This window comes from Paucibacter sp. Y2R2-4 (genome assembly GCF_025717535.1).
Lineage (GTDB): Bacteria > Pseudomonadota > Gammaproteobacteria > Burkholderiales > Burkholderiaceae_C > Paucibacter_A.
This window is the reverse complement of sequence record NZ_JAJIRO010000003.1, coordinates 373,942-394,268: the sequence shown is the minus strand read 5'-3', so window position 1 is coordinate 394,268 and position 20,327 is coordinate 373,942. Positions and strand designations below refer to the sequence as shown.

Sequence of the window (20,327 nt, the reverse complement as noted above, 5' to 3'; positions counted from 1 at the left end):
TGGAATCAGTTGGGCCGCGTCGCCCAATAAATGCTGCCCAAGCACAAGCCCATACCGGCCACTGACAACACGCTGGGCACCCAGCCCTCCAAGGTGGCCGAGATCACCAAGGCAATGACCGGAATCACCACCCCGGTCAGCGCCGCGCGGGCCGGGCCCTGCAACTGCGCCAGTTTGAAATACAGCACAAAGGCCGTCACGGAGCCAAAGACCGCCAGATACAGCAAGCTCAAGACATAGGGCGCGTGCCAGTCGAAGTGCAGTCCCTGGCCGCTGATCAGCGACATCAAAAGCAAAAAGGCCGAGCCATAACCCATGCTCCAGGCCAGGATGGGCACCAAAGCCAGGCCGCGCCGGGTCAGCGTCAAGGTCAGCACATTGCCCACGCAGGCCGCCAAGACCGCCAGCAAGCCCAGGCCCAAGCCGAGTGCCGCGGTAGGCCGCGCGCCGGTCTCAGCGATCTCGGGCCAGAAGATCATCACCACGCCCAGCACCCCGCCACTGGCGGCCAGCAGAAAACGTCGCGTCACCGTTTGGCCAAAAAACACCCGGCCGCTCAGCGCATTGCCAAACACCATCAAGCAGAACAAGACCGCCACCAAGCCGGTGGGGATGTGGCGCTCGGCCTCGTAGACCGAGTAGTAGTTGCCGCTGTACTGCACGATGCCGGTGGCCAGCATCAAAAGATGCGCCGAGATTGGCATCTTCATCGACTCACGCCGCCACCGCGCCAAGCCCAGCAGCAGCACGGCCGCAATGGCAAAGCGCCAAGCCACCGAGTTGAGCACCGGCACGCCGCTGTCGAGTTGATACAGGATCACATGCCAGGTGCTGGCCCAAATCAGGATGGGGCCCCAGAATAACCAGCGGGTAGAAATGGTGGGCATAAAAAAGCGAAAACGCCTGACTCAGGCGTTTGTCAAAAGAAGGAGATGGACGGAGCGAGGACGGGCCGCAATCAGCCTAACAGGCTCAGGCCATAGGCCCAAAAGACATAGGCCGCAGCCGCCAAGAGTGCGGTGAAGGTCATGGCCATGCCGGCGATGCGAAAGTTGTAGTTCTCGCGCGTCTGGCTGACACCGTAAGCATGCGAGCAACGCCCCAGCAACAAGAGCGCGCACAAAGCCAGCATCGCCCAAGCCGGCGCGCCCAGGTTCTCAGCAAAGAACAAGAGCAAGAGCGTGATGGGCACATATTCGGCAAAGTTCGAGTGCACCCGCACCGCACGCAGCATCTCGCTATTGCCCGCATCGCCCAGGCCGATCTTCAACCGATGCCGCAGGCGCAAGGTACGCACGCCCAAGGCGAAAAACAGCAGAGCCAAAAGGGCTGCAAAAAACGGAACGATGGGCATCAGGAACGGTCCTTGAACGGGTCAACGCAAGGCGAGTCAAACGCTGCGTTTGAAGGTCGCCAACAAAGCGCCGGCCGCGACAAAGAGAGCGCCAAAGGTGCGATTCATCATCTTGATGTGATGGCTGGAGCGCAGCGCCGACAGCACCCGCGCGGCCAGCACGGTGTAGCCCGCCATCACCACCAGATCGGTAAAGCCCAACGTGGCGGCGATCACCAAATACTGCTGGGTCAGATCAGCCTTGAGGTTCAGGAACTGCGGCACCACGGCCAAGAGGAAGACCGTGCCCTTGGGGTTGACGGCATTGATCATCCAGCCGCGCAAAACCAGTTGGCGGCGCGTCACCACCCGCGGCTCGTCATCCGCGGCCACCATCGGCGTGGCCGGGGCCCGCCACTGCTGAACGCCCAAATAAACGAGATAGGCCACGCCCAGCCATTTGACGATGGCAAAACCCAGGCTAGAGGTGGCGATCAAGGCGCCCAAGCCGGCACCCACCAAGACGATCTGGGTCAAGATGCCCAGGATCAGGCCAAAAGTCGTGAAGTAGCCGAGGCGGAAACCATGGTTCAGGCCGGAGCTCATGGCCGCAATCGCGCCCGCGCCAGGCGAGAGGCTGATGGCCCAGGAAGCGGCGAAAAAGGCCAGCCAGGTTGAGAATTCCATTGCGACGACTCCTTGTTTCTCAGGCCCCGTCCAAAGCGGCCAAAGCTCGCCCTGATTCTCGCTGCTATCGGCCAAGGCTGCAGAGGCAAGGGCTTGAGCGGCTTTACAGTGGGCCCTGACCCTGACGATCCCGTCGCTTTGCTCTATCGCTGCCGCATGAATTCAAGCCCCAAAGCCCCTCAGTCCCGCGCCCCCCGCTTGCGCCGCGAACGGCAATGGACTCAGCAATTGCGTCAAGAGCTGCGCGAGCAACACGCACTTCGGGCCCATGTATTCGTCATCGCCAGCCTCAGCCTCGCCGGGCTCTTGCTCTTCGGCGCCCTGCTGCGCTGGGCAGGTATCGAGTCGCTGGCCTGGCGCTATGCCGCCGCCTTGCCGCTCAGCTATCTGCTGTATTTGGGCCTGCTGCGGCTCTGGGCCGACTTTCTGCTTGGCAAACGAAAGTGGGACGGCGATGGTCTGGACCTGGTCCCCGACATCAACAGCTTCAATACCGGCGGCATCAATACCAGTGGTGCTCACACGGGCGGCGGCTTCAGCAGCGGCAGCGGAGGTGACTTTGGCGGCGCCGGCGCCAGCGGCGATTTCAGCGAGGTCGCCGCCGACTTGGGCAAAGAAACACTGAGCCTGAGCGGCAAGGCCTTGGGTGCGGTGGGCGACGCCGACGAGGGCGCCGTGGTGGCGGTGCCGCTGATCGCCGTGCTCGCCATCATTGGGCTTTTGGCTGCACTGCTGGGCACCGTGGTCTTCATGCTCTTTGGCGTGGAAGTCTTGATGGCGGTCGCCGTCGAGGTGGCGCTGGCTTCCACGGCAGGTGGTTTGGCCTATCGAGCCGAGCGAGCCGGTTGGCTGGGCCGCGTGCTGAGCCACACCTGGCGCGGCGCCCTGATCACGGTGCTGCTGGGCGTGGCGCTGGGCTTGGCCATCGACCACTGGCTGCCGGCCGCCGACTCCTTGCCTCAGGCCCTGCACCTGCTGATGGGCAAAGCCTAAGACAATCGCCCCATGGCCAAAGAAAAATCGATCTACACCTGCTCCGACTGCGGCGGCATCAGCCCCAAATGGCTGGGCAAATGCCCCAGCTGCGGCGCCTGGAACACCTTGGTGGAAGGCATGGCCGAAGCGCCCGGCGCCGGCGGCAAGAACAACCGCTACCAAGCCCTGGCCAAGAGCCAGCCAGTCGCCACGCTGAGCGAGATTGAGGCCACCGACTTTGAGCGCACCCCCACTGGCCAAGAAGAGCTGGACCGGGTGCTGGGCGGCGGCATCGTCGCCGGCGGCGTGGTGCTGATCGGAGGCGACCCCGGCATCGGCAAGTCCACCCTGCTGCTGCAGGCGATTGAAGACCTCTCACACAAACTGCCAGTGCTGTATGTGACTGGCGAAGAATCGGGCGCGCAAATCGCCATGCGCTCGCGCCGCCTCGGCCTAGCCGGCAACAAGGTGCGGGTGCTGGCCGAGATCAGCCTGGAAAAAATCCTCGCCACGCTGGAGGCCGAGAAGCCGGCCTTTTGCGTCATCGACTCGATCCAGACGCTCTACTCCGAACACCTGAACTCGGCCCCCGGCTCCGTCGCCCAGGTGCGCGAATGCGCGGCTCAGCTGACCCGCACCGCCAAGGCCAGCGGCTGCGCCATCGTGCTGGTCGGCCATGTGACCAAGGAGGGCGCGATTGCCGGCCCGCGCGTGCTGGAGCACATCGTCGACACGGTGCTGTACTTCGAGGGCGACACGCACAGCAGCTTCCGCCTAGTGCGAGCCATCAAAAACCGCTTTGGTGCAGTGAATGAAATCGGCGTTTTCGCCATGACCGAAAAAGGTCTCAAAGGCGTGGCCAACCCCAGCGCCATCTTTTTGAGCACCCATGGCGAGCCGGTGCCGGGCAGCTGCGTGCTGGTGACCTTGGAAGGCACGAGGCCCATGCTGGTGGAACTACAGGCTTTGGTGGACAGCGGTGGGCCGAGCCCGCGCCGGCTCTCGGTAGGTTTGGACCGGGACCGTCTGGCCATGTTGCTGGCGGTGCTGCATCGCCACGCGGGCGTGGCCACCATGGACCAGGATGTTTTCATCAACGCCGTTGGCGGGGTGCGCATCAGCGAGCCAGCGGCCGACTTGGCGGTGCTGCTGGCGATTCAAGGCTCGCTGCGCGGGCGGGCTTTGCCCAAAGGCTTCATCGCCTTTGGCGAGATCGGCCTGGCCGGCGAGATTCGGCCGGCGCCGCGCGGGCAGGAGCGGCTGAAGGAAGCGGCGAAGCTGGGTTTTTCCGTCGCCATCGTGCCCAAGGCCAATGCGCCCAAGAAGCCGATTGAGGGCTTGACCGTGCATGCGGTCGAGCGGATTGAGGAAGCCATGGAAATGGCGCGAGGACTTTGATGAGCAGCCACAACACCGCCACACACCCCGGCCTCGCGCCCTTGTTCGAGACCCCGTATTACGCGGTGATCTTCACCAGCCAGCGCAACTCGGTGGCGCTGGGCTATGCCGAAACCGCCGATCGCATGGTGGCCCTGGCCGCCCAGCAGCCAGGTTACCTCGGCGTAGAAAGCACGCGCGGCGCCGAGGGTCTGGGCATCACCGTCTCTTACTGGCGCAGCCTGCAAGACATCGCCGCCTGGCGCCGCGAAGGGCAACACCAGACGGCTCGCGACCAGGGCCGCGCCGATTGGTATTTGCATTACGCGCTGCGCATCGCCAAGGTGGAGCGCAACTACGGCTGGGACCATCTGGACGGCAGCGCCGACCCGATGCTGAACCCTGCCGCGCAGGCCAGTTAGCATTCGCCCCCATGAATACTTGGATTGGTAGTGCGTTGGCCCTAGCCGCGCTGATTTCGGGCGGCCTGCTGTATGGCTGGAAGGGCGTGATCCTGGCGCTGACGGTGGTGGTCTTTTGGCTGCTGCTGCAGTTCGCCAAGCTGATGCGCATCATGCGCATCGCTTCGGAAGCACCGGTCGGGCATATCGAAAGCGCGGTCATGCTCAATGCCAAGCTGCAAGCGGGCATGAAGCTGATCGAGCTGCTGCCGATGACGCGCAGCCTCGGCCGCAAGCTCAGCGATGCGCCAGAAACCTATGGCTGGATCGACCCCGGCGGCATTCAGGTCGAAGTGGTGATGGCCGGCGGCAAGGTGCAGAGCTGGAGCATGGTGCGCCCCGAGTCTTTCAGCAACGCCGACACCGAGATTGACACCCAGGCGGCGACGCGACCCGCAACGGCTGTGGAGCTCTGAGAAAGCCCGGCCCCGCAGGGCCTGGCCGCTAGAATTGGCACCCATTCAATGCTGGCCGCGGCCAAGAGCGCTCAGCAAGCTTTTATTTGGGCAAGGAGAGCCTTATGTCTTTGGACGACCGCGACGGCAAGATTTGGATGGACGGCGAACTGGTGGAATGGCGCGACGCCAAGATCCATGTGCTGAGCCACACCCTGCATTACGGCTGCGGTGCCTTCGAAGGCGTGCGCGCCTACAAGACCGACAAAGGCCCGGCCATCTTCCGCCTGAAAGAGCACACCGAGCGTTTGCTCAACAGCGCCAAGATCCTGCGCATGAAGATCCCCTTCACGCATGAGCAGATCGCCGAGGCGCAAAAAGAAGTGGTGCGCGCCAACCAGCTGGAAAGCTGCTACCTGCGCCCGCTGACCTGGATCGGCTCCGAAAAGCTGGGCGTCAGCCCCAAGGGCAACAAGATCCACCTGATGGTGGCGGCCTGGGCCTGGGGGGCTTACCTCGGCGAAGAGGGCATGAAGCGCGGCATCCGCGTCAAGACCAGCAGCTACACCCGCCACCACGTCAACATCACGATGACGCAGGCCAAGACGGTGAGCAACTACACCAACTCCATCCTGGCGAACATGGAAGCCACGGACGACGGCTACGACGAAGCCATGCTGCTGGATGCCTCGGGCTTTGTCTCCGAAGGCGCGGGCGAGAACCTCTTCGTCATCAAGAACGGCGTGGTCTACACCCCCGATCTGTCGGCCGGTGCCTTGAACGGCATCACCCGCAACACCATCTTCCACATCTGCGAAGACCTAGGGCTCAAGCTGGTGGAAAAACGCATCACCCGCGATGAGGTCTATATCTGCGACGAAGCCTTCTTCACCGGCACCGCCGCCGAAGTGACCCCCATCCGCGAGCTGGACCGCATCGAGCTGGGCTCGGGTTCGCGCGGCCCCATCACCGAGAAAATCCAAACTGCGTTCTTTGACATCGTCAATGGCCGCAACCCCAAGTATGCGCACTGGCTGACCCTGGTTTAAACCGCGTCAGCTCCCGCCCTGTCTGTATCGAAAGCCCCCAATGAGCAATACCCAATCTGTTGTTGAAGTCACTGCCGCCGACGTGCAAGGCCCTGGCGTGGTGGCCTGCCCCAACCCCAAGATGAGCTTGTGGAGCAGCCACCCCAAGGTCTTCATCGACGTCACCCACGAAGGCGGCGGCAAGTGCCCCTACTGCGGCACCGTCTATCAGCTCAAGGCTGGTGAAGTGCTACACAGCCACCACTGAAATGCAGCGCAGCAAAGCCCAAGCCGCCGCTCTGTTGTCCTCCCCCGAGGACACGGAAGCGCAGTTTTACGAAGCGCTGCAGCAGGCCGATCTGAGTCGGCTGATGGCCATCTGGGCCGAGGACGAGGAGATCTCCTGCGTCCACCCCGGTGGGCCTCGCGTGGTGGGCATGGGTGCGATTCGCGCCGCCTTTGAAGTGGTGTTTGCGCAAGGCGCCATCGCGGTCACGCCTGAGCGGGTGCGGCGCATTCACACCGGCGAAACCGCCATCCATCAGGTGCTGGAGCGCGTCATCGTCGAAGGCGCGGACGGCCAGCAAAGCGCTTGGGTGATTGCCACCAATGTGTATCTGAAAACCGCCTTTGGCTGGCGCATGGTGGTGCACCATGCCAGTCCCGGCACCGCCCACGACATCCAAGAAGTGGTGGAAGAGCCGGCCACTTTGCATTGATTCTTTCGGGGCGCTGATGGCGCCTCGCGCCCTCCCCGCATGCAGCGATCCGCCCGAGTGATGCAGTACCAAGCCCCCCGTTGGTTGCCCGGCGGCCATGCGCAAACCATCTGGCCCGCGCTGTTCTCTCGCCATAACGGCGGGCCTGCGCTGAGCTTCCGGCGTGAGCGCTGGGACACGCCGGATGGCGATTTTGTCGACGTCGATTGGCTGGACTACCCCGACCAGGGCGAGGTCGAGCGGCCCTTGCTGGTGCTCTTTCACGGCCTGGAGGGCAGCTCCGAAAGCCATTCCTCCCAAGCCTTTGCCACGGTGGCACGCTCGCGCGGTTGGGCCTTTGCGCTGCCGCATTTCCGCGGCTGCTCGGGCGAGCTGAATCTGGCGCCGCGCGCCTATCACTCAGGCGACTTTGAAGAAGTGGGCTGGATGCTGGCGCGCTTCAAAGCATTGCACAGCGGCCCGCTGCTGGCAGCCGGCGTCTCGCTGGGCGGCAATGCGCTGCTGCGTTGGGCGCAAGAGCATGGGCAAAGCGCCTCGGCCACCGCCCGCGCCATCTGCTCGATCTGCTCGCCGGTGGACCTGGCGGCGGCGGGCCACGCCATCGGCAGCGGCGTCAACCGCTTGCTTTACACCCGCATGTTCCTCAAGACCATGGTGCCCAAGGCGCTGAAGAAACTGGAACAACACCCCGGCCTCTTCGACGGCGAGCGCCTGCGCGCGGCCCGCGATCTCTACGAGTTCGACAATCTCTTCACCGCGCCGCTGCATGGTTTTCGCAATACCGAAGACTACTGGAGCCGCGCCTCGGCCAAGCCGCACCTGAAGCGCATCCGCATGCCAGCCCTGGTGCTGAATGCCCGCAACGATCCCTTTGTGCCGGCCGACTGCCTGCCGCGACCCCAAGACGCCAGCGCCTACGTCACCCTGTGGCAACCCGCGCAAGGCGGCCATGTCGGCTTTGCCCAAGGGCGCCCGCCCGGCCATGTCTTTGGCATGCCGGAGCAGGTTTGCGACTGGCTGGCACGCTCGCTCTGAAGCGTCACCCCCCTACACTGCGCGCATGGATGCAATCGTCGAAGCGGCCTTGAAGAAATGGCCGAATGTGCCGCACTGCTACGGCTGGCTGGCCTTGGATGCCCGAGGCGATTGGTATATGCGCGACGATCGCATCCAAGCGGCCGGCCCCTTCCCGCAAGTCAAGGGCAGCCGCATCACGCATGAGAAGCTGCGCCAGTTCATTGAGCGCAATTACGCGGTGGATGAGGCGGGCTGCTGGTTTTTTCAAAACGGCCCGCAGCGGGTTTATGTGCAGCTGGAAGCCGCACCACACATCTGGCGCTTGAACGCCGATCCTCGGGGCGCCGCTTGGGCGCCTTTGGTGTTCAGCCATAACGGCGGCGCCGCACGGGTAGAAAGCGTTTGGCTGGACGAAGCCGACCGGCTGTTCCTGGCCTGCGAATGGCAGGGGCAGCTGGTGTTGGGCCTGGTGCACAGCATGGACATGGGCTTGGCCGCCGAAGCCGTGGAAGCCGGTCTGTGGTCGCCGCAGACCAGCACTTGGGCGGCGCTACAGGTGCGCTATGGCTTTCAGCTACAGCCCAAGGCCGCCACGGCAGTTCAACAAGCCTGAGCCACCGCTCAACGCCGCGGGCAGCCATTCAACACAAGCGGCGGCAGTTCATCCCACGCCTCTACCGTCAATCGACATGCGTCTCTAGCATGGGCGCATGAGCAGTGAACACCCCAACTCCACAGCCAGCGAGGTGCTGCTGCAACTGCAGCAAGCCAGCAAGACCTATCGCCGAGGCGAGCATCAAGTCGCAGCTCTGCAGGATTTTTCGCTGCAACTGCAGCCCGGCGAGATGGTCGGTCTGCTCGGCCCCAATGGCTCAGGCAAGACCACGCTGATCAAGCTCTTGACCGGCTTGTGCAAGGCCGATAGCGGGCAGATGGCCTGGCGCCAAGGCCCCTGGATGGCAGCGGGCGAGCCTGGCCGCCACTTGCGCGAAATCGGCGCCTTGCTGGAAGGGCGCGGCGCGGCCTATGAGCGTCTGAGCACCCTGGAAAATGCACGTTACTTCTGCGGCTTGCGCGAAGCTCGCTTCGACCCGGTGCACTTCAAGACCTTGGCCGACTTGTTGGACCTGCCGGATGTTCATGCGCCGCTGCGTCAGCTCTCCACCGGCAACAAGCTGCGCGCGGCGCTGCTGGGCGCCTTGATCCACAAACCCACGCTGGCGCTGCTGGATGAACCGACGCTCGGGCTCGATCTGGAGGGCGTGGAGCGCCTGCAGGCCTTGCTGCGGCACGGTACGGCGCAAGGCATGAGCTTCTTGCTAAGCTCGCACGATCTGCACTTCATCGAACGGCTGTGCGGCCGCATCGTCTGCATCCGCCAGGGGCAAAAAGTCTTCGATGGGCCGCGCCAACGTTTTGTCCAGCAAGAACACCATTACCAGCTGCGGCTGCAAGCCGGCAGCGCCGGCCTGCCCGCCCTACCCGCTTGGCTGAGCGGACGCCAATGGCAAACCGATGCCGAAGGCATTGGCCAGCTGCCATTGCGGGACCATGCCGAAGCCTGCGCCCTGCTGGACGCTTGGCGCGCCGAGTTACCGGCCTGCAAAGCCATCGATCTGCGCCCGATTGATTTGCGCGAACACTATTTGCGCCTGCTGGAATCACTGCCGCAGCGCTTGGACGAGGTGCAGCCATGAGCACGCCCTGGATCGCCCACCTCGTCAACGAAATGCGGCGCAGCGTTTGGCTGGCACGTCGCTATTGGGTCGAGACCCTGCTCGGCCTGGGCTTTATGTTGTCCTTGTTCGGCGGGCTCTTGCTGGCCGTGCTGAAGGCCAGCGGCCAAAGCTTGGATCAAGGCGGTGCGGACGGGCTGATCGTCGGCTTCGCAGTTTGGCTGTTTGCCAGTTCGGCCACGCATGGCATCTGCAAAGACATTCAGCAAGAAACCGAGCAACGCACGCTGGAACAGCTGAGCCTGGCGCCGCTACCTTTGCGCAGCCTCTTGGCGCTGCGCTGCGGCCTGTCGCTGATGAGCAGCTTGTTGCTGACGGCGCTGACTCTGGCCTTGATTGTTGGGCTCACCGAGGGCCGGGTTCATTTCAGCGTCGGCGTCTTGGCCATGGCCTTGGCGGGTGCACCCGCCTTGGTCGGCGTCAGCTTTGCACTGGCCGGCGCCATGTTGATGGTCAAGCGCGGCGAATTGCTGATGGTGGCCAGCTACCCGGTGGTGATGGGCTTGGTGGCCTTGCCGGCCTACCCCATCAACGGCTGGGCAGCGCTGCCCTATGCACTGAGCGCCGCTGCGGCGCGGGCCATGGCGGCCGGCGTCCAGCCCGAACTGCTCAGCTGGGCCCTCGTTGGCTTGAACAGCCTGATCTATCTGCTGCTGGGCGCCACCGTATTCCAATGGGCCTCAGGCCGCGCCCGCCAACTCGGGGTGCTAGGGCATTTCTGAGGGCAACGGTCGGCCCCGACCCGCAGTCTTGCGCTAACGCGGCCGATACTCTGGCTTGTCGCGCAACTTGCCGATGGCGTCCCACCAGGCTTCGGCCTGGGCCTGCCGCTCGGCCGGCAGACCGGAACGAATGCCCAGATAGAAGTCGCTGTTCAGCAAGGGGATGGGCACAATCTGCAAGGCCTGGCGCCCAGGGTCGGGCAATTGAGCCTGGGCTTCTTCGCGCAGCATCACTGCCACATCGATGCGCTGGGCCAGCAGCTTGCGAAGCAGTTGCGCCACATCGAACGCAGAGTCATCGACGCGCAGCCCCAAGGGTTTCAAGGTATCGGTGGCAATGCGCACACTGGCTCGCGTTCCGACCAGCAAGGCACTGGGGTCCAAGCCCTGCACGCGATGACCATCCCAGTCGAACATCGAGTCCTTGCGCTTGACCCAAACCAGCTGAGCGCTGGCAATCCGACGACTGGTATCGACCGCCTCCCCTCGCATCGGGAACTGGAAGTCAGGCAAATTGCTTTCCGTTGCGGCCAGCGGCAGGGCATCGGACTGTCCCTGAGCCAGTCGCAGCCGACAGCGCTTGGCCGGGTACACCTCGAAGGCCATGGTCAAACCCACTTGTTTGGCGGCGTCCAGCAGCAAACGCTCGGCCACACCGGGTTGCTTTTCGTCCAGCGTCAAATAGGGCGGAATGGGAACCGGCGCCAAACAAACACGCCAATGCCGGCTGGGCGGCTGAGTGGATTCAGCCGTGCTGGCCTGCGCATGGGCGAGGTCGAGGCTGAAAAAGCAGAGCGCGGCGCATAGCGATTTGCACCACCACCGGCTGACCACTCTGTGCATCAAACTCCACATGAGGCAAGCATAACGTCCCAATCGCCGGGCTTCAGACGAAAAAAAACCGACCCACTGGGGTCGGTTTTTCTGACGGCGAGGCCGGATCAGTTGGCGGCAGAGGCGGCAGCTGCCGGAGCCTTGGGCTCGTCAAACTTGGCACCGCCTTGGTTGGCCATGTACACCACAGCGCGGGAGATTTCGAAATCGCTGAAATCGCCGCCGCCTTGTGCGCCCATGGCGCCCTTGCCCTTCAAGGCCGAGTTCAGCAGCGCTTCAAAGCCGGTCTTCACGCGCGGGCCCCAGGCTGCTTGGTCGCCAACCTTAGGAGCACCGGCAGCGCCGGTTGCGTGGCAAGCCGAGCACTGCGCTTGGAACACTTGCTCGCCGGTCTTCAGTGCGGCAGCGTTGTTCAGGTCTTTCAGTTCGATCGAGCCCACCGGCTGGATGCGCGCTGCCACGGCCATGGCCTCCAAGGCCTCAGTACCGGCCGAAGGCTTGACATTGCTGGTCACATAGTTGGCCAACATGATGATGACGACGACCGGCACCACCAGGGCAAAGAACACAGCCCAGGCCAGTTGCTTAGGCGTCTTGATCGGGCCCTCATGAGCCTCGTCATGTGCGTGATCGTGCGCTTGGGCTTGGTCGTGGTTTGCGCTCATGAAATCCTCGTTGGCGTGTCGTCAGGGAGATGGCAGACAGATGGGCTGTGCCCCGCACAAACGCAGGGCGCAAAACCGGCAGATTATATCTAGGCCAAAGGCTCGCTGAGCTCAGGGGCGTTGGCGCTTTACCACCCGAGCGTCAAGTTCTGCCGGTCGGTAGTCGGGGAGAACCCGACATCCTGGGCCAAATTGCGCTTCCCAGCGATTGCATCGCTCAGCCACCAAGGCCGGCGTGGGCTTGTTCAGCGCTTCCCCCCCGGCTTTCGCCCAGGCCAACAATGACTCCAGCAAAGCCGGGTAGACCGGGTCACTCAAGTAGCTGTGCTCCTTGTCGTCGCTGAACACCTGCACCAAGCGTTGCCCCTGTCCGGCTTGCACCATGGTGTGGCGGAATTGTGTTTCCAACTCGACAAAAGCAATCGGGTCGTGGACCCCATGAACCGTCAATACCGGCACGCCGATTTGGCCATTGGGATCGCTGTCTCGGCCAAAGTGCTGCACCGCCTGCGGGTCGGCCGCATAGCGAGCCACGGCGGCATTGAGCGCGCGATCATCCATCGAGCCCCGGTACTGCGCGCCGACGTTGCCCCAGGGGTTGAGCCCCTGCGTACGCTTTTGCACCACATCTTGGAAATGCCAAGTCGCCCAATTCAGATGCCCCAAGACCGAGGATTCGGGGATACGAATCACATCGACCAGGGTCTTCAAACGCTGGGTTTGTTCGGGTGTGCGGCGCTCGGCCGATTGGCGCAGGCCCAAGCAGGCCTCGGCCCGTTCGGCCAGATCCGCACGACTCAGTTTGGCGTCCGGCGGCAGCCCCATCCAAAGCGGGTATTGCGGCTCATCCATCTTGGGATGATTGGCACACAGCGCTTGGTAGACCACGCGCAAATCAAGCCTGAAATCGTAGGAGCGCGTACCACCGCCCAAGACCCCATTGCTGAGCAGCACCGCGTCATAGGCCGGCTGGGTCGCCCCCGGTGCGGCGTACATCTCGGCCGCCTTGGCCGCCACGCTGGCCCCCCAAGACTGGCCGTGCAACACGGTCACCTGCGGCCGGGCTACATGCTGCACAAAGAGGCGCCGCAGCCGTTCGGTATCTTCTGCGGCAGCTCGCACCGCCACGCCACCCTGTCGAAAAGTGGAACCCGCCCAAGCATGCCCGGCCTTGACCATGATGGCCCAGCGCTTCAAATCCTCCGCGCTGCGCTCAGGCTTGGGCGCCCCCAACTCCGGCCCGCCGTGGGCATGCAGCACCAAGACGCCGCTCCAGGCCTTGGGCATGGCAATCCAGTAATAGGCACCCGCCGAGTCTTGACCTGACAGGCAACGGGCATCGGGCGGCAATTCCGCCGGGCACACCTGCCCCTGCGGCGGCGCTTCGGCCGTCTGATTCGCTTGAGCCACTGCCGCGGGCGGCGGTGTATCCGGCGTTGCGCAGCCGGCCACCAACAAGGTCATGGCCCAAGCAAAAACCAGCGACCCAGCCTGCGGCCGGAGTCGTCCCCGCTGAACAGATGCAGTGCGCATACGCTCCCTTTGCGCCAAGCTCAGCCCGCCATGCGCTGACGTCCGCGCCAGGCCAGCAGACCCAAACCGGCGGCCATCAAGGCCCAAGTGCCGGGCTCTGGCACCGCCACCGCAAAGCCCAGCTGGGCCGCAGCCACCTGTTGCAAGGTCCAAGCCTGCGCCTCACTGATGCCCAGATCAAACGCGGCCTGTTCCTTGGCCCCCAAAGACTGCGGGTCCAAGCCGGTGATGCTACCGAACAGGGTCAGCGCACTCAGATAGGAGCCGTATTTGCTGGCATGGGTGCGATCCAACCACCACAAATCGAGCAAATTGCCGCTTTCTTCAAAAGTCCCGGCAGCGTTGTAGAAATCGCTGCCCTTGGCCAAACCCAGATCCACTGCGCGCTGAAAAGCGTCGCCCACCGGCACCACCCCGGCAAAGCCGGTATTGCTGCTGGCCTTGTCATAAAAGGACTTGTGCAGATCACTCGTCATGCCGGCCAGGTCTTGGTAATACAGCTTGGCATCGCCGCCGGCGGAGCTGGTGTCCACTATCGGCCGGCCGTCGCTGGTGGTCTTGTCTGGCGTGGTGATTTTGTGAGCCTCAACCATATCGGGCCGGGCCCAGGTTTGCTCCAGATAGACCTGGGTCGAACTGCTGGCATTGGGGTTGGCCGCGATATTTCTGACCGTGTTGCAACTCCCCGTGGACAGACCGGTGGCGGTGCAGTTGCTCAAGCTGCCAAACAACTGGGCCTCGGTATAGCTCTGCGCCGCGCCTTGATGAATAAAGCGCTCGAACTGGTCTGCATAGGCATTGAAGGTGGCCAAGTTCGCGTTCTTGCCCATGCCCGGAGGAAGCGCCGCATCGCTTTGCTCTTGCAGCACCACCTTGCCCCAAGTCTTGCTGGCCACGTTTTCGCGCAGCTTCCAATCGCTGTTGGCGGTGTTCAAGAACTGGCCGCGCAAGGAGGCAGCGTTGCGGGCGGACAGCGAAACGTCGTAATTCAGCCCCGCTTGATCCGTCATCTTCTTGAACACACCCGGCACCCCGCCCCAGGGATGTTGTTCGAAGGAACCGCCGACGCTGGGCGCAGTGCCGATGGGATAACTGTTGGTGCCGGAGGGATTGACCGCATTGAAGGCCGCGGTGAGGTCATGCACATTGGCGGCGTTGTAGCTCATCACCGGATCCACGCGAGCAAATGTGTAGCTGTTGCCGACAAACAAGATGCTGATGGGCTCGGCTGCACTCACCGATACGGCAGCCCAGGCCAAGCAAAGACCCAGCCCCCGTTTGAGGTGGCGGCCCGCAGCGGACTTCGTTGAAACATGCTTCATGGTTTGTCTCCTTGGTTTCGTGGGCCGGCTCAGGACACCATCGCCAAGGGTCACCCCGGGCATGCGCGGCCAGCGGCAGACTATGAGGACGGAAGCCTCATTCCGTCAAATACACTGAATCGCCTTGTTCAATACTTTTTGCGTATGCCATGAACACCCCAAGCCCTGCATTGGAACTGCGTCAACTGCGCTACTTTCAGGCCGTGGCCGAGGAAGGCCATATGACGCGGGCCGCCGCCAAGCTGGGGATGCAGCAGCCGCCCTTGAGCCAACAGATCAAGCAGTTGGAGCAGCAACTCGGCTTGCGATTGTTTGAGCGCCACCCCAAAGGCGTGCGACTGACCGATGCGGGCCGGCTGTTCCAGGCCGAGAGCCGCCAGCTCTTGCTCGATGCCGCCGCGCTGCAGCGCCATATGGCCCGCGTGGCCCTCGGTGAGCAAGGCGCCGTATCCGTGGGCTTCACCAGTTCGGCTGCGGCTCATCGCTTCACGCCAGCCGCCTTGCGCGAATGCCGTCACCGCTATCCGGACATCCGCCTCCAACTGAGCGAAGACAACGCAGCGGACTTGACGGCGGCCGTGCTGGCGCATCGACTCGACTGCGGCCTGCTGCGGGTGCCGGTCGCGCGCCATGAAGACTTGCAGTTCGAGCCCTTGTTCAGCGAGGGCGTAGTCTTGGCCATGCCCGTCGATCACCCTTTGCTGAAAGGCAAGACCCGACCCCGTTCGCTGCGCCTGAGCGCCTTGCAAGACGAAGCCTGGATTCTGGCTCGTCAAAGCGGAGCTCCCGGGCTCTATGCCAATCTGCTCAGCCTCTGCGAAGCGCGCGGCTTCAAGCCCAAGATTGCCCAAGAAGTTCCGCGCATGATGAGCAATTTGAATCTGGTCGCAGCCGGCGCCGGCATCAGCGTGGTGCCGGCCTCGATGCAAGGCGTTCACGCCGACGCCATCTGCTATCTGCCTCTGCGCGACGCCCAAGAACTGGACGCGCCCATGACCCTGGTGCGACGCCGCGGCGAGGCCGCTGGCGCCAACGCCACCTTCATTGCCTTGCTGCGGGAACTGGCCCTGCCGTGGAAGACCGGCGCCGCGCCCTCATGAGCTCGGGCTCACAGCGCCGGCAGGTGTTGCTCTTGCCCTGGGCAGCACTGAGCCTGCCGCAGCTCACCCAAGCCCGGGCCTCCAGCGCGACAAGCCACGCCGAAGAAGCCTGGCCCAACTGGCCCAATCGGCCCATCCGGGTCTTGCTGGTCTACCCAGCGGGCGGCATCAGCGACCTGGTGGCCCGCAGCCTAGCGGCCACACTGAGTGCGCGTTTAGGCCAGGCCGTTTTGATCGAACATCGCCCCGGCGCAGGAGGCGCAACCGGCATCGAAGAACTGGCTCGCGCCCCCGCCGACGGCTACACCTTCGCGTTCTCGGCCATCACGCCGCTGAGCCTGACGCCGCTGCTGCGCCGCACCCATTACGACCCGCTGCGCGACATCTTGCCGGTGGCCGGTGTCATGCATACGCCCATGCTGCTGGTCGCCACGCCCGCTTTCTCCGGGCGAGACCTGGCGGCAGTGCTGCGCACCGCGCGAGACCAGCCCGGGCGCCTGCGCTGGGCCAGTTCAGGCATGGGTACCACCGGGCATTTGGTGCTGGAACAATTGCAAGCCGCGGAAGGCGTTCGCTTTTCTCACATCCCTTACAAGGGCGGCGGGCAACAACTGGGCGACGCAATCTCGGGCCAGTTTGAACTGCTGTCCACCAATCTGGGGCCGCAGCAATTGCAATACCTGCGCAAAGGCCAACTGAGAGCTTTGGCAATTGGCGCACCGCAGCGCTTGAGCAGTCTGCCGGAGGTGCCCAGCTTTGCCGAACTGGGCTACCCAAACGCGAACCTGGCTTCCTTGTTCGGCGTGTTCGCGCCCGCGGGGCTTAGCCCTGTCCTGCTGCAACGGGTCAACCACGAGATCAACCTCGCGCTGCAGCACAGCGAGATGCAAGCCCGTCTGCGCAGCATCGACAATTTGCCCGCCCTGGGCAGCCCGGCTGATTTCAGTCGCCTGATCAGCCAAGCCACGGCACGCAACCGCCGCCTGCTCGAAAACGGTCGACTGATGGAAGACGACTGAGTCCGGCGGCCCACGAGCCGCTGCGCAGCCGGGTTAGAATGCCGCTCCAACCCGGCGACCGTGGTGAAGTGGATATCATTGGGCCCTCCGAAGGCTTAGGCGCAAGTTCGATTCTTGCCGGTCGCACCAGATACAAAAAACGGCACCCTAGGGTGCCGTTTTCATTTCCGCAAGCCGAGCCTGTGTCAGTTGGCTGGACGCGCAGGTCCCCATGAAGCAGCCCGGCGCCGCAAACAGGCCAACAGGGCCGCACCCGACAGGAGCAATGCCGCCGAGCTGGGCTCGGGCACAGGCTGGGCCTGGTAGCTCAGGTTGTCGAGCCCGAAGAAGCCGACATTGCCGCCTCGCCATTCCACGCGTTGAATGCCTTCGGTTGAGGCCACACCAAAAAACACGCTTTGGCCAATACCCGCTGGGATCGCTACTTGGAAGCTGCCCAGGCTCACCGCCTGTGCACCAAACACCTCCACCGTCAGGCTCGACACCGAGGTCTGGGTGAAGTTAGGAATATTGCCCAGCCAGGCGCCCACCACATATTGCGAGTTGGCGAAGTTCACCGCAATGTCCGAATAGCTGGCGCTGACCAAGTTTGACGCGCCTTGATCACCAAAGAAGCCGGGGAAATTGCCCGCCGCGGCGAACCACGTGCCACTCGCGGGGATGGAGCTCACGAAGTTCAAGCCCGGCACTTCCGGCAAGGCCGTCGTGCCAGTCTCAAAGGTCACCACAGAGGCACTGGGGCCAAACGCAGTTGGATCCACAACGACGGTCGAAGCCATCGAGAGCGAAGATGCTGCCATTGTGGCCAGACCCAATATGAAGCGCACGCAAACCGTCATGAGTCCTCCTTGAAAATTTGGGATGATGGAATCAATCGCACTTTAGCGCTGGTGCAAATCAGAAGGCATCCGCTAAAGCCCTTGTTTGGGGGGGAAGGGAGACCACCAGGTCTACCCATGACCTTCAGGCAAGCCGCGGCAGTCGCCAACAATTGCGCCCAGCTTTTCCCCTTCCTTTGATCACTTCCGGCCTCAGCCGCATCAACGCATGGACTCCCCCCAACAACTCAGCCGCAGCACCGTTTTGCTTCATTGGTTCGTCGCCTTGGGCATGATCGGGCTCACGGCGGTGGGCCTTTACATGAGCAGGGCTGAGGTCTGGTTTCTTTACCCGATTCACAAATCCATCGGTGTCTTGGTCTTCGGACTGATCTTGCTGCGGGTGGTCTGGCGCCTGCGCAATGGCTGGCCGGCACAAGTGGCGGAAGGGTCGCCCTTGGAGCACCGCTTGGCGCAGCTGGTGCACTGGCTGTTGATCGGCCTGACCCTGGCCATGCCCATCACCGGCATGATGCACTCGGGCGCTGGCGGCCACGGCATTGCCATCTTTGGCCTGCAACTGCTGCCCAGCCAGCACAAGCCCGACGCTCCGGGCGAGGCCTTGCCCTACAACCAAAACGTGGCCGAATGGGGCGAGGAGCTGCATGAATGGCTGGGCTATCTGCTGATTTTGACCGTCATGCTGCATCTGGCAGGTGCCCTCAAACACCACTGGGTCTACAAGGACGGCGTGCTGCGCCGCATGCTGGGCCAGCGCATCGAAACCTGAGAACTCAGGCGCTCAGCTCGCCGAGGTGTCATCCGTCGGCGCTTTGGCCGGCGCGGCAAACCAAGCGCTCTTGGGCACGAACTTGGCTTGCGCCGGGTCGCCCAAATAGTGCGGCGACATGATCTGCACGCCGTATTCATTGAACACATCTTGAATATTGGCATGCAACTGGCTCAAGACCTCGGCACGCGGGCGAGGCTGGCTGGGCACGGCCTGGCAGACCAGGCGGTACTCGGGGTAGAAGTCTGACAAAGCGGTTTGGAACACCTGGGCCGAAGGCGTGCTCAGCACGCCCGGCGTGCGGTGGGCGGCTTCTATCAGCATCGCTTCCACCTGCCGCCAAGGCGTGTCATAACCAATCGTGACCGTGGTGTCGACGATAAAGCCCGGCCCTTTGACGGTGCGCGAGTAGTTCTTCGTCACCGAGCACATCACCAAGGAGTTGGGCAGGGTCAGCTCCTCGCCCAGCCCGGTGCGGATGCGGGTGGTGAACATGCCCAGTTCGGTGATGGTGCCCTCGTGATCGACGATGCGCACGAACTCGCCGACCCGGATGGTGCGCGAGAACATCAGAATCAAACCACTGGCGCCTTGGCCCACGATGCTGGAAGCGCCCAGCGAAATCATCAAGCCTAGCAAGACCGACACGCCCTTGAACGCCTCGCTGCCCGAGCCGGGCAGATAGGGGTAGGCCATCACCAAGGCGAACAACCAGATGCCGGTGCTGATGATGCGGCGCGAGGGCCGAACCGTGTCGCGGTCCAGCCAAGCCAGCGAGCCTTCGCCGCGTTCGATGCGGTTGAAAATCGGCGTTAGCACATTGATCACAGCGCGCGCCAGCATGAAGATCACCAGAGCCACAAAGAGATCTGGCAAGGCCCGCAAAATACCGCCGCCTATGCCTGCGGCCACTTGCAGCAGATAGGCGCTGAGCTGCTCGCCCCAGGGCCGGGTGTAGGGAAATTGACTCAGCACATAGCCGAGGAATTGATAGCTGAGCAAGGCCAACAAGACCCAGCTGATGCCACGCACCAACCAGCGCGCCAGCATCCAGACCTTTTCACGCTGCAAAAGCGGCGTACCGGCCACCGAGATCACGTCCGTTCGATGACTGACGCGTTTGGCCAAACCCAAGCTGGCCACGCGCTGGCCGCGCAGCACCAAGGTGACCAGGGCGATGTAAATCAAGCTGGCCACTGCCGCATGGGCCAGTCCACTCAGCAGCCGCGACTCATCGCGGCTCTCGCGGGTCTCGGCAATCACCTGTTGCAACTGATGCTTCGCTTGCTCGGCGGTCTGATCCAAGGTGGCGCCGCTGGCCACATCGACGTCTTCGAGTGTCAAGATCAAAGCCATCTCGCCATCCAGCATCAAGACCCGCCCTTGCGGCTCTTTCAGGATCGTCACTTCACCTGCGCCGGAGCGGGCCAGCACCTCATTCATGTACAGATGGGTGCGGCGCGCGCGTTCGGCAGGGCTAACGCCCAAGAACGGCGCACGGTAGACCGCCACCGTGCGATTGAACATCACCACCGGCGCCTCGGCCGGCGCAGCGCCCGCCGGGGCCGATGCTGCAGGGGCGGGGGCAGAGGGAACGGCCCAGCTCCTTGACGGCGCCAGGGCCAGCATCAGGCATGCGCTGAAGATCAAAGCTAGGGCAGCATGCGGGCAGCGGAAGAAGCGGCACAAGTCGCCCGTCAAAGAGCGGCCATCAGAGACAAACACATCGCGCATATTGCATCACCAGAGCTTGGGTCAGCGCCGAGCATATCGCTGTCTGTCCCAAGCACTGCAAT

At 63.4% G+C, this 20,327-nt stretch carries 23 protein-coding genes and 1 tRNA gene; 15 read left to right on the top strand and 9 right to left on the bottom strand.

Annotated elements, in window-relative coordinates; all coding sequences use genetic code 11:
- Positions 1–5: 5 nt before the first annotated feature.
- From LNV06_RS13055 to LNV06_RS13045, 3 genes are all read right to left on the bottom strand, one after another.
- On the bottom strand, positions 6–887 hold the full coding sequence (locus LNV06_RS13055) for a DMT family transporter (protein WP_263538727.1): 882 nt from the start codon (positions 885–887) through the stop codon (positions 6–8).
- Between the two features lie 71 nt (positions 888–958).
- Positions 959–1,354 carry an MAPEG family protein gene (locus tag LNV06_RS13050; RefSeq protein WP_263538726.1) on the bottom strand — a complete coding sequence of 132 codons (396 nt, stop codon included), beginning with the start codon at positions 1,352–1,354 and terminating at the stop codon, positions 959–961.
- Positions 1,355–1,390: 36 nt separating this feature from the next.
- Positions 1,391–2,020, bottom strand: a complete 630-nt coding sequence (locus LNV06_RS13045) for a LysE family transporter (protein WP_263538725.1) — start codon at positions 2,018–2,020, stop codon at positions 1,391–1,393.
- 156 nt (positions 2,021–2,176) lie between these two features.
- On the opposite strand from LNV06_RS13045, the gene LNV06_RS13040 reads away from it, so the two are divergent.
- From LNV06_RS13040 to LNV06_RS12990, 11 genes are all read left to right on the top strand, one after another.
- Positions 2,177–3,013: a hypothetical protein gene (locus LNV06_RS13040; protein ID WP_263538724.1), complete on the top strand. Its 837-nt coding sequence runs from the start codon at positions 2,177–2,179 to the stop codon at positions 3,011–3,013.
- 12 nt (positions 3,014–3,025) lie between these two features.
- Positions 3,026–4,393 carry a DNA repair protein RadA gene (gene radA / locus LNV06_RS13035; protein ID WP_263538723.1) on the top strand — a complete coding sequence of 456 codons (1,368 nt, stop codon included), beginning with the start codon at positions 3,026–3,028 and terminating at the stop codon, positions 4,391–4,393.
- Entirely contained in the window at positions 4,393–4,794 is a 402-nt protein-coding gene (locus LNV06_RS13030) for an antibiotic biosynthesis monooxygenase family protein (protein WP_263538722.1), read from the top strand. Before radA ends, LNV06_RS13030 begins: the two co-directional genes overlap by 1 nt.
- Before the next feature lie 11 nt (positions 4,795–4,805).
- Positions 4,806–5,249, top strand: a complete 444-nt coding sequence (locus tag LNV06_RS13025) for a hypothetical protein (RefSeq protein ID WP_263538721.1) — start codon at positions 4,806–4,808, stop codon at positions 5,247–5,249.
- 104 nt (positions 5,250–5,353) lie between these two features.
- Entirely contained in the window at positions 5,354–6,277 is a 924-nt protein-coding gene (locus LNV06_RS13020) for a branched-chain amino acid transaminase (protein ID WP_263538720.1), read from the top strand.
- A gap of 40 nt (positions 6,278–6,317) precedes the next feature.
- Positions 6,318–6,524: a zinc-finger domain-containing protein gene (locus tag LNV06_RS13015; RefSeq protein ID WP_263538719.1), complete on the top strand. Its 207-nt coding sequence runs from the start codon at positions 6,318–6,320 to the stop codon at positions 6,522–6,524.
- 1 nt (position 6,525) lies between these two features.
- On the top strand, positions 6,526–6,975 hold the full coding sequence (locus LNV06_RS13010) for a YybH family protein (protein WP_263538718.1): 450 nt from the start codon (positions 6,526–6,528) through the stop codon (positions 6,973–6,975).
- A gap of 39 nt (positions 6,976–7,014) precedes the next feature.
- Positions 7,015–8,010, top strand: a complete 996-nt coding sequence (locus LNV06_RS13005) for a YheT family hydrolase (protein ID WP_263538717.1) — start codon at positions 7,015–7,017, stop codon at positions 8,008–8,010.
- A 25-nt stretch (positions 8,011–8,035) separates the two neighbouring features.
- Positions 8,036–8,605, top strand: coding sequence for a DUF2946 family protein (locus LNV06_RS13000; protein ID WP_263538716.1), 570 nt, complete (start codon positions 8,036–8,038; stop codon positions 8,603–8,605).
- A 97-nt stretch (positions 8,606–8,702) separates the two neighbouring features.
- Positions 8,703–9,689: an ATP-binding cassette domain-containing protein gene (locus LNV06_RS12995; RefSeq protein WP_263538715.1), complete on the top strand. Its 987-nt coding sequence runs from the start codon at positions 8,703–8,705 to the stop codon at positions 9,687–9,689.
- A complete protein-coding gene (locus LNV06_RS12990; protein WP_263538714.1) occupies positions 9,686–10,450 on the top strand; it encodes a hypothetical protein in 765 nt (254 codons plus the stop codon). Before LNV06_RS12995 ends, LNV06_RS12990 begins: the two co-directional genes overlap by 4 nt.
- A gap of 33 nt (positions 10,451–10,483) precedes the next feature.
- Here LNV06_RS12990 and LNV06_RS12985 read toward each other — a convergent pair whose 3' ends face one another.
- The 4 genes from LNV06_RS12985 to LNV06_RS12970 all read right to left on the bottom strand — a co-directional run bounded on the left by LNV06_RS12985 (position 10,484) and on the right by LNV06_RS12970 (position 14,804).
- Positions 10,484–11,158 carry a substrate-binding periplasmic protein gene (locus tag LNV06_RS12985; protein WP_263538713.1) on the bottom strand — a complete coding sequence of 225 codons (675 nt, stop codon included), beginning with the start codon at positions 11,156–11,158 and terminating at the stop codon, positions 10,484–10,486.
- A 233-nt stretch (positions 11,159–11,391) separates the two neighbouring features.
- Entirely contained in the window at positions 11,392–11,949 is a 558-nt protein-coding gene (locus LNV06_RS12980; protein WP_263538712.1) for a c-type cytochrome, read from the bottom strand.
- Between the two features lie 111 nt (positions 11,950–12,060).
- Positions 12,061–13,482, bottom strand: coding sequence for a hypothetical protein (locus LNV06_RS12975; protein ID WP_263538711.1), 1,422 nt, complete (start codon positions 13,480–13,482; stop codon positions 12,061–12,063).
- 20 nt (positions 13,483–13,502) lie between these two features.
- On the bottom strand, positions 13,503–14,804 hold the full coding sequence (locus tag LNV06_RS12970; RefSeq protein ID WP_263538710.1) for a PEP-CTERM sorting domain-containing protein: 1,302 nt from the start codon (positions 14,802–14,804) through the stop codon (positions 13,503–13,505).
- A 170-nt stretch (positions 14,805–14,974) separates the two neighbouring features.
- Between LNV06_RS12970 and LNV06_RS12965 the strand changes: the two genes are divergently transcribed.
- The 3 genes from LNV06_RS12965 (at position 14,975) to LNV06_RS12955 (ending at position 17,052) form a co-directional block, all read left to right on the top strand.
- Positions 14,975–15,904, top strand: a complete 930-nt coding sequence (locus tag LNV06_RS12965; protein ID WP_263539133.1) for a LysR family transcriptional regulator — start codon at positions 14,975–14,977, stop codon at positions 15,902–15,904.
- Positions 15,901–16,923, top strand: a complete 1,023-nt coding sequence (locus LNV06_RS12960; RefSeq protein ID WP_263538709.1) for a tripartite tricarboxylate transporter substrate binding protein — start codon at positions 15,901–15,903, stop codon at positions 16,921–16,923. The genes LNV06_RS12965 and LNV06_RS12960 overlap by 4 nt, the downstream gene beginning before the upstream one ends.
- Positions 16,924–16,977: 54 nt before the next feature.
- Positions 16,978–17,052 (top strand) — tRNA-Arg (locus tag LNV06_RS12955).
- A 56-nt stretch (positions 17,053–17,108) separates the two neighbouring features.
- On the opposite strand, the gene LNV06_RS12950 is transcribed toward LNV06_RS12955, so the two are convergent.
- Entirely contained in the window at positions 17,109–17,723 is a 615-nt protein-coding gene (locus LNV06_RS12950; RefSeq protein WP_263538708.1) for a PEP-CTERM sorting domain-containing protein, read from the bottom strand.
- Between the two features lie 247 nt (positions 17,724–17,970).
- Here LNV06_RS12950 and LNV06_RS12945 point away from each other — a divergent pair, with 247 nt between their 5' ends.
- Positions 17,971–18,531: a cytochrome b gene (locus LNV06_RS12945; protein WP_263538707.1), complete on the top strand. Its 561-nt coding sequence runs from the start codon at positions 17,971–17,973 to the stop codon at positions 18,529–18,531.
- 12 nt (positions 18,532–18,543) lie between these two features.
- Here the strand turns inward: LNV06_RS12945 and LNV06_RS12940 are convergent, their stop codons facing one another.
- A complete protein-coding gene (locus tag LNV06_RS12940) occupies positions 18,544–20,265 on the bottom strand; it encodes a mechanosensitive ion channel family protein (RefSeq protein ID WP_263538706.1) in 1,722 nt (573 codons plus the stop codon).
- Between the last annotated feature and the right edge of the window lie 62 nt (positions 20,266–20,327).

Bases quoted from the DNA above. Each gene is read 5' to 3' on its own strand.
- LNV06_RS12945 (WP_263538707.1), top strand. From the start codon at position 17,971: ATGGACTCCCCCCAACAACTCAGCCGCAGCACCGTTTTGCTTCATTGG.
- LNV06_RS12970 (WP_263538710.1), bottom strand. From the start codon at position 14,804: ATGAAGCATGTTTCAACGAAGTCCGCTGCGGGCCGCCACCTCAAACGG.
- LNV06_RS13045 (WP_263538725.1), bottom strand. From the start codon at position 2,020: ATGGAATTCTCAACCTGGCTGGCCTTTTTCGCCGCTTCCTGGGCCATC.
- LNV06_RS12960 (WP_263538709.1), top strand. From the start codon at position 15,901: ATGAGCTCGGGCTCACAGCGCCGGCAGGTGTTGCTCTTGCCCTGGGCA.
- LNV06_RS12990 (WP_263538714.1), top strand. From the start codon at position 9,686: ATGAGCACGCCCTGGATCGCCCACCTCGTCAACGAAATGCGGCGCAGC.
- LNV06_RS13005 (WP_263538717.1), top strand. From the start codon at position 7,015: ATGCAGCGATCCGCCCGAGTGATGCAGTACCAAGCCCCCCGTTGGTTG.
- LNV06_RS13025 (WP_263538721.1), top strand. From the start codon at position 4,806: ATGAATACTTGGATTGGTAGTGCGTTGGCCCTAGCCGCGCTGATTTCG.
- LNV06_RS13015 (WP_263538719.1), top strand. From the start codon at position 6,318: ATGAGCAATACCCAATCTGTTGTTGAAGTCACTGCCGCCGACGTGCAA.
- LNV06_RS13055 (WP_263538727.1), bottom strand. From the start codon at position 887: ATGCCCACCATTTCTACCCGCTGGTTATTCTGGGGCCCCATCCTGATT.
- LNV06_RS13050 (WP_263538726.1), bottom strand. From the start codon at position 1,354: ATGCCCATCGTTCCGTTTTTTGCAGCCCTTTTGGCTCTGCTGTTTTTC.
- LNV06_RS12995 (WP_263538715.1), top strand. From the start codon at position 8,703: ATGAGCAGTGAACACCCCAACTCCACAGCCAGCGAGGTGCTGCTGCAA.
- LNV06_RS12975 (WP_263538711.1), bottom strand. From the start codon at position 13,482: ATGCGCACTGCATCTGTTCAGCGGGGACGACTCCGGCCGCAGGCTGGG.
- LNV06_RS13040 (WP_263538724.1), top strand. From the start codon at position 2,177: ATGAATTCAAGCCCCAAAGCCCCTCAGTCCCGCGCCCCCCGCTTGCGC.
- LNV06_RS13020 (WP_263538720.1), top strand. From the start codon at position 5,354: ATGTCTTTGGACGACCGCGACGGCAAGATTTGGATGGACGGCGAACTG.
- LNV06_RS13030 (WP_263538722.1), top strand. From the start codon at position 4,393: ATGAGCAGCCACAACACCGCCACACACCCCGGCCTCGCGCCCTTGTTC.
- LNV06_RS12980 (WP_263538712.1), bottom strand. From the start codon at position 11,949: ATGAGCGCAAACCACGACCAAGCCCAAGCGCACGATCACGCACATGAC.
- LNV06_RS12950 (WP_263538708.1), bottom strand. From the start codon at position 17,723: ATGGCAGCATCTTCGCTCTCGATGGCTTCGACCGTCGTTGTGGATCCA.
- LNV06_RS12940 (WP_263538706.1), bottom strand. From the start codon at position 20,265: ATGCGCGATGTGTTTGTCTCTGATGGCCGCTCTTTGACGGGCGACTTG.
- LNV06_RS13010 (WP_263538718.1), top strand. From the start codon at position 6,526: ATGCAGCGCAGCAAAGCCCAAGCCGCCGCTCTGTTGTCCTCCCCCGAG.
- LNV06_RS13000 (WP_263538716.1), top strand. From the start codon at position 8,036: ATGGATGCAATCGTCGAAGCGGCCTTGAAGAAATGGCCGAATGTGCCG.
- radA (WP_263538723.1), top strand. From the start codon at position 3,026: ATGGCCAAAGAAAAATCGATCTACACCTGCTCCGACTGCGGCGGCATC.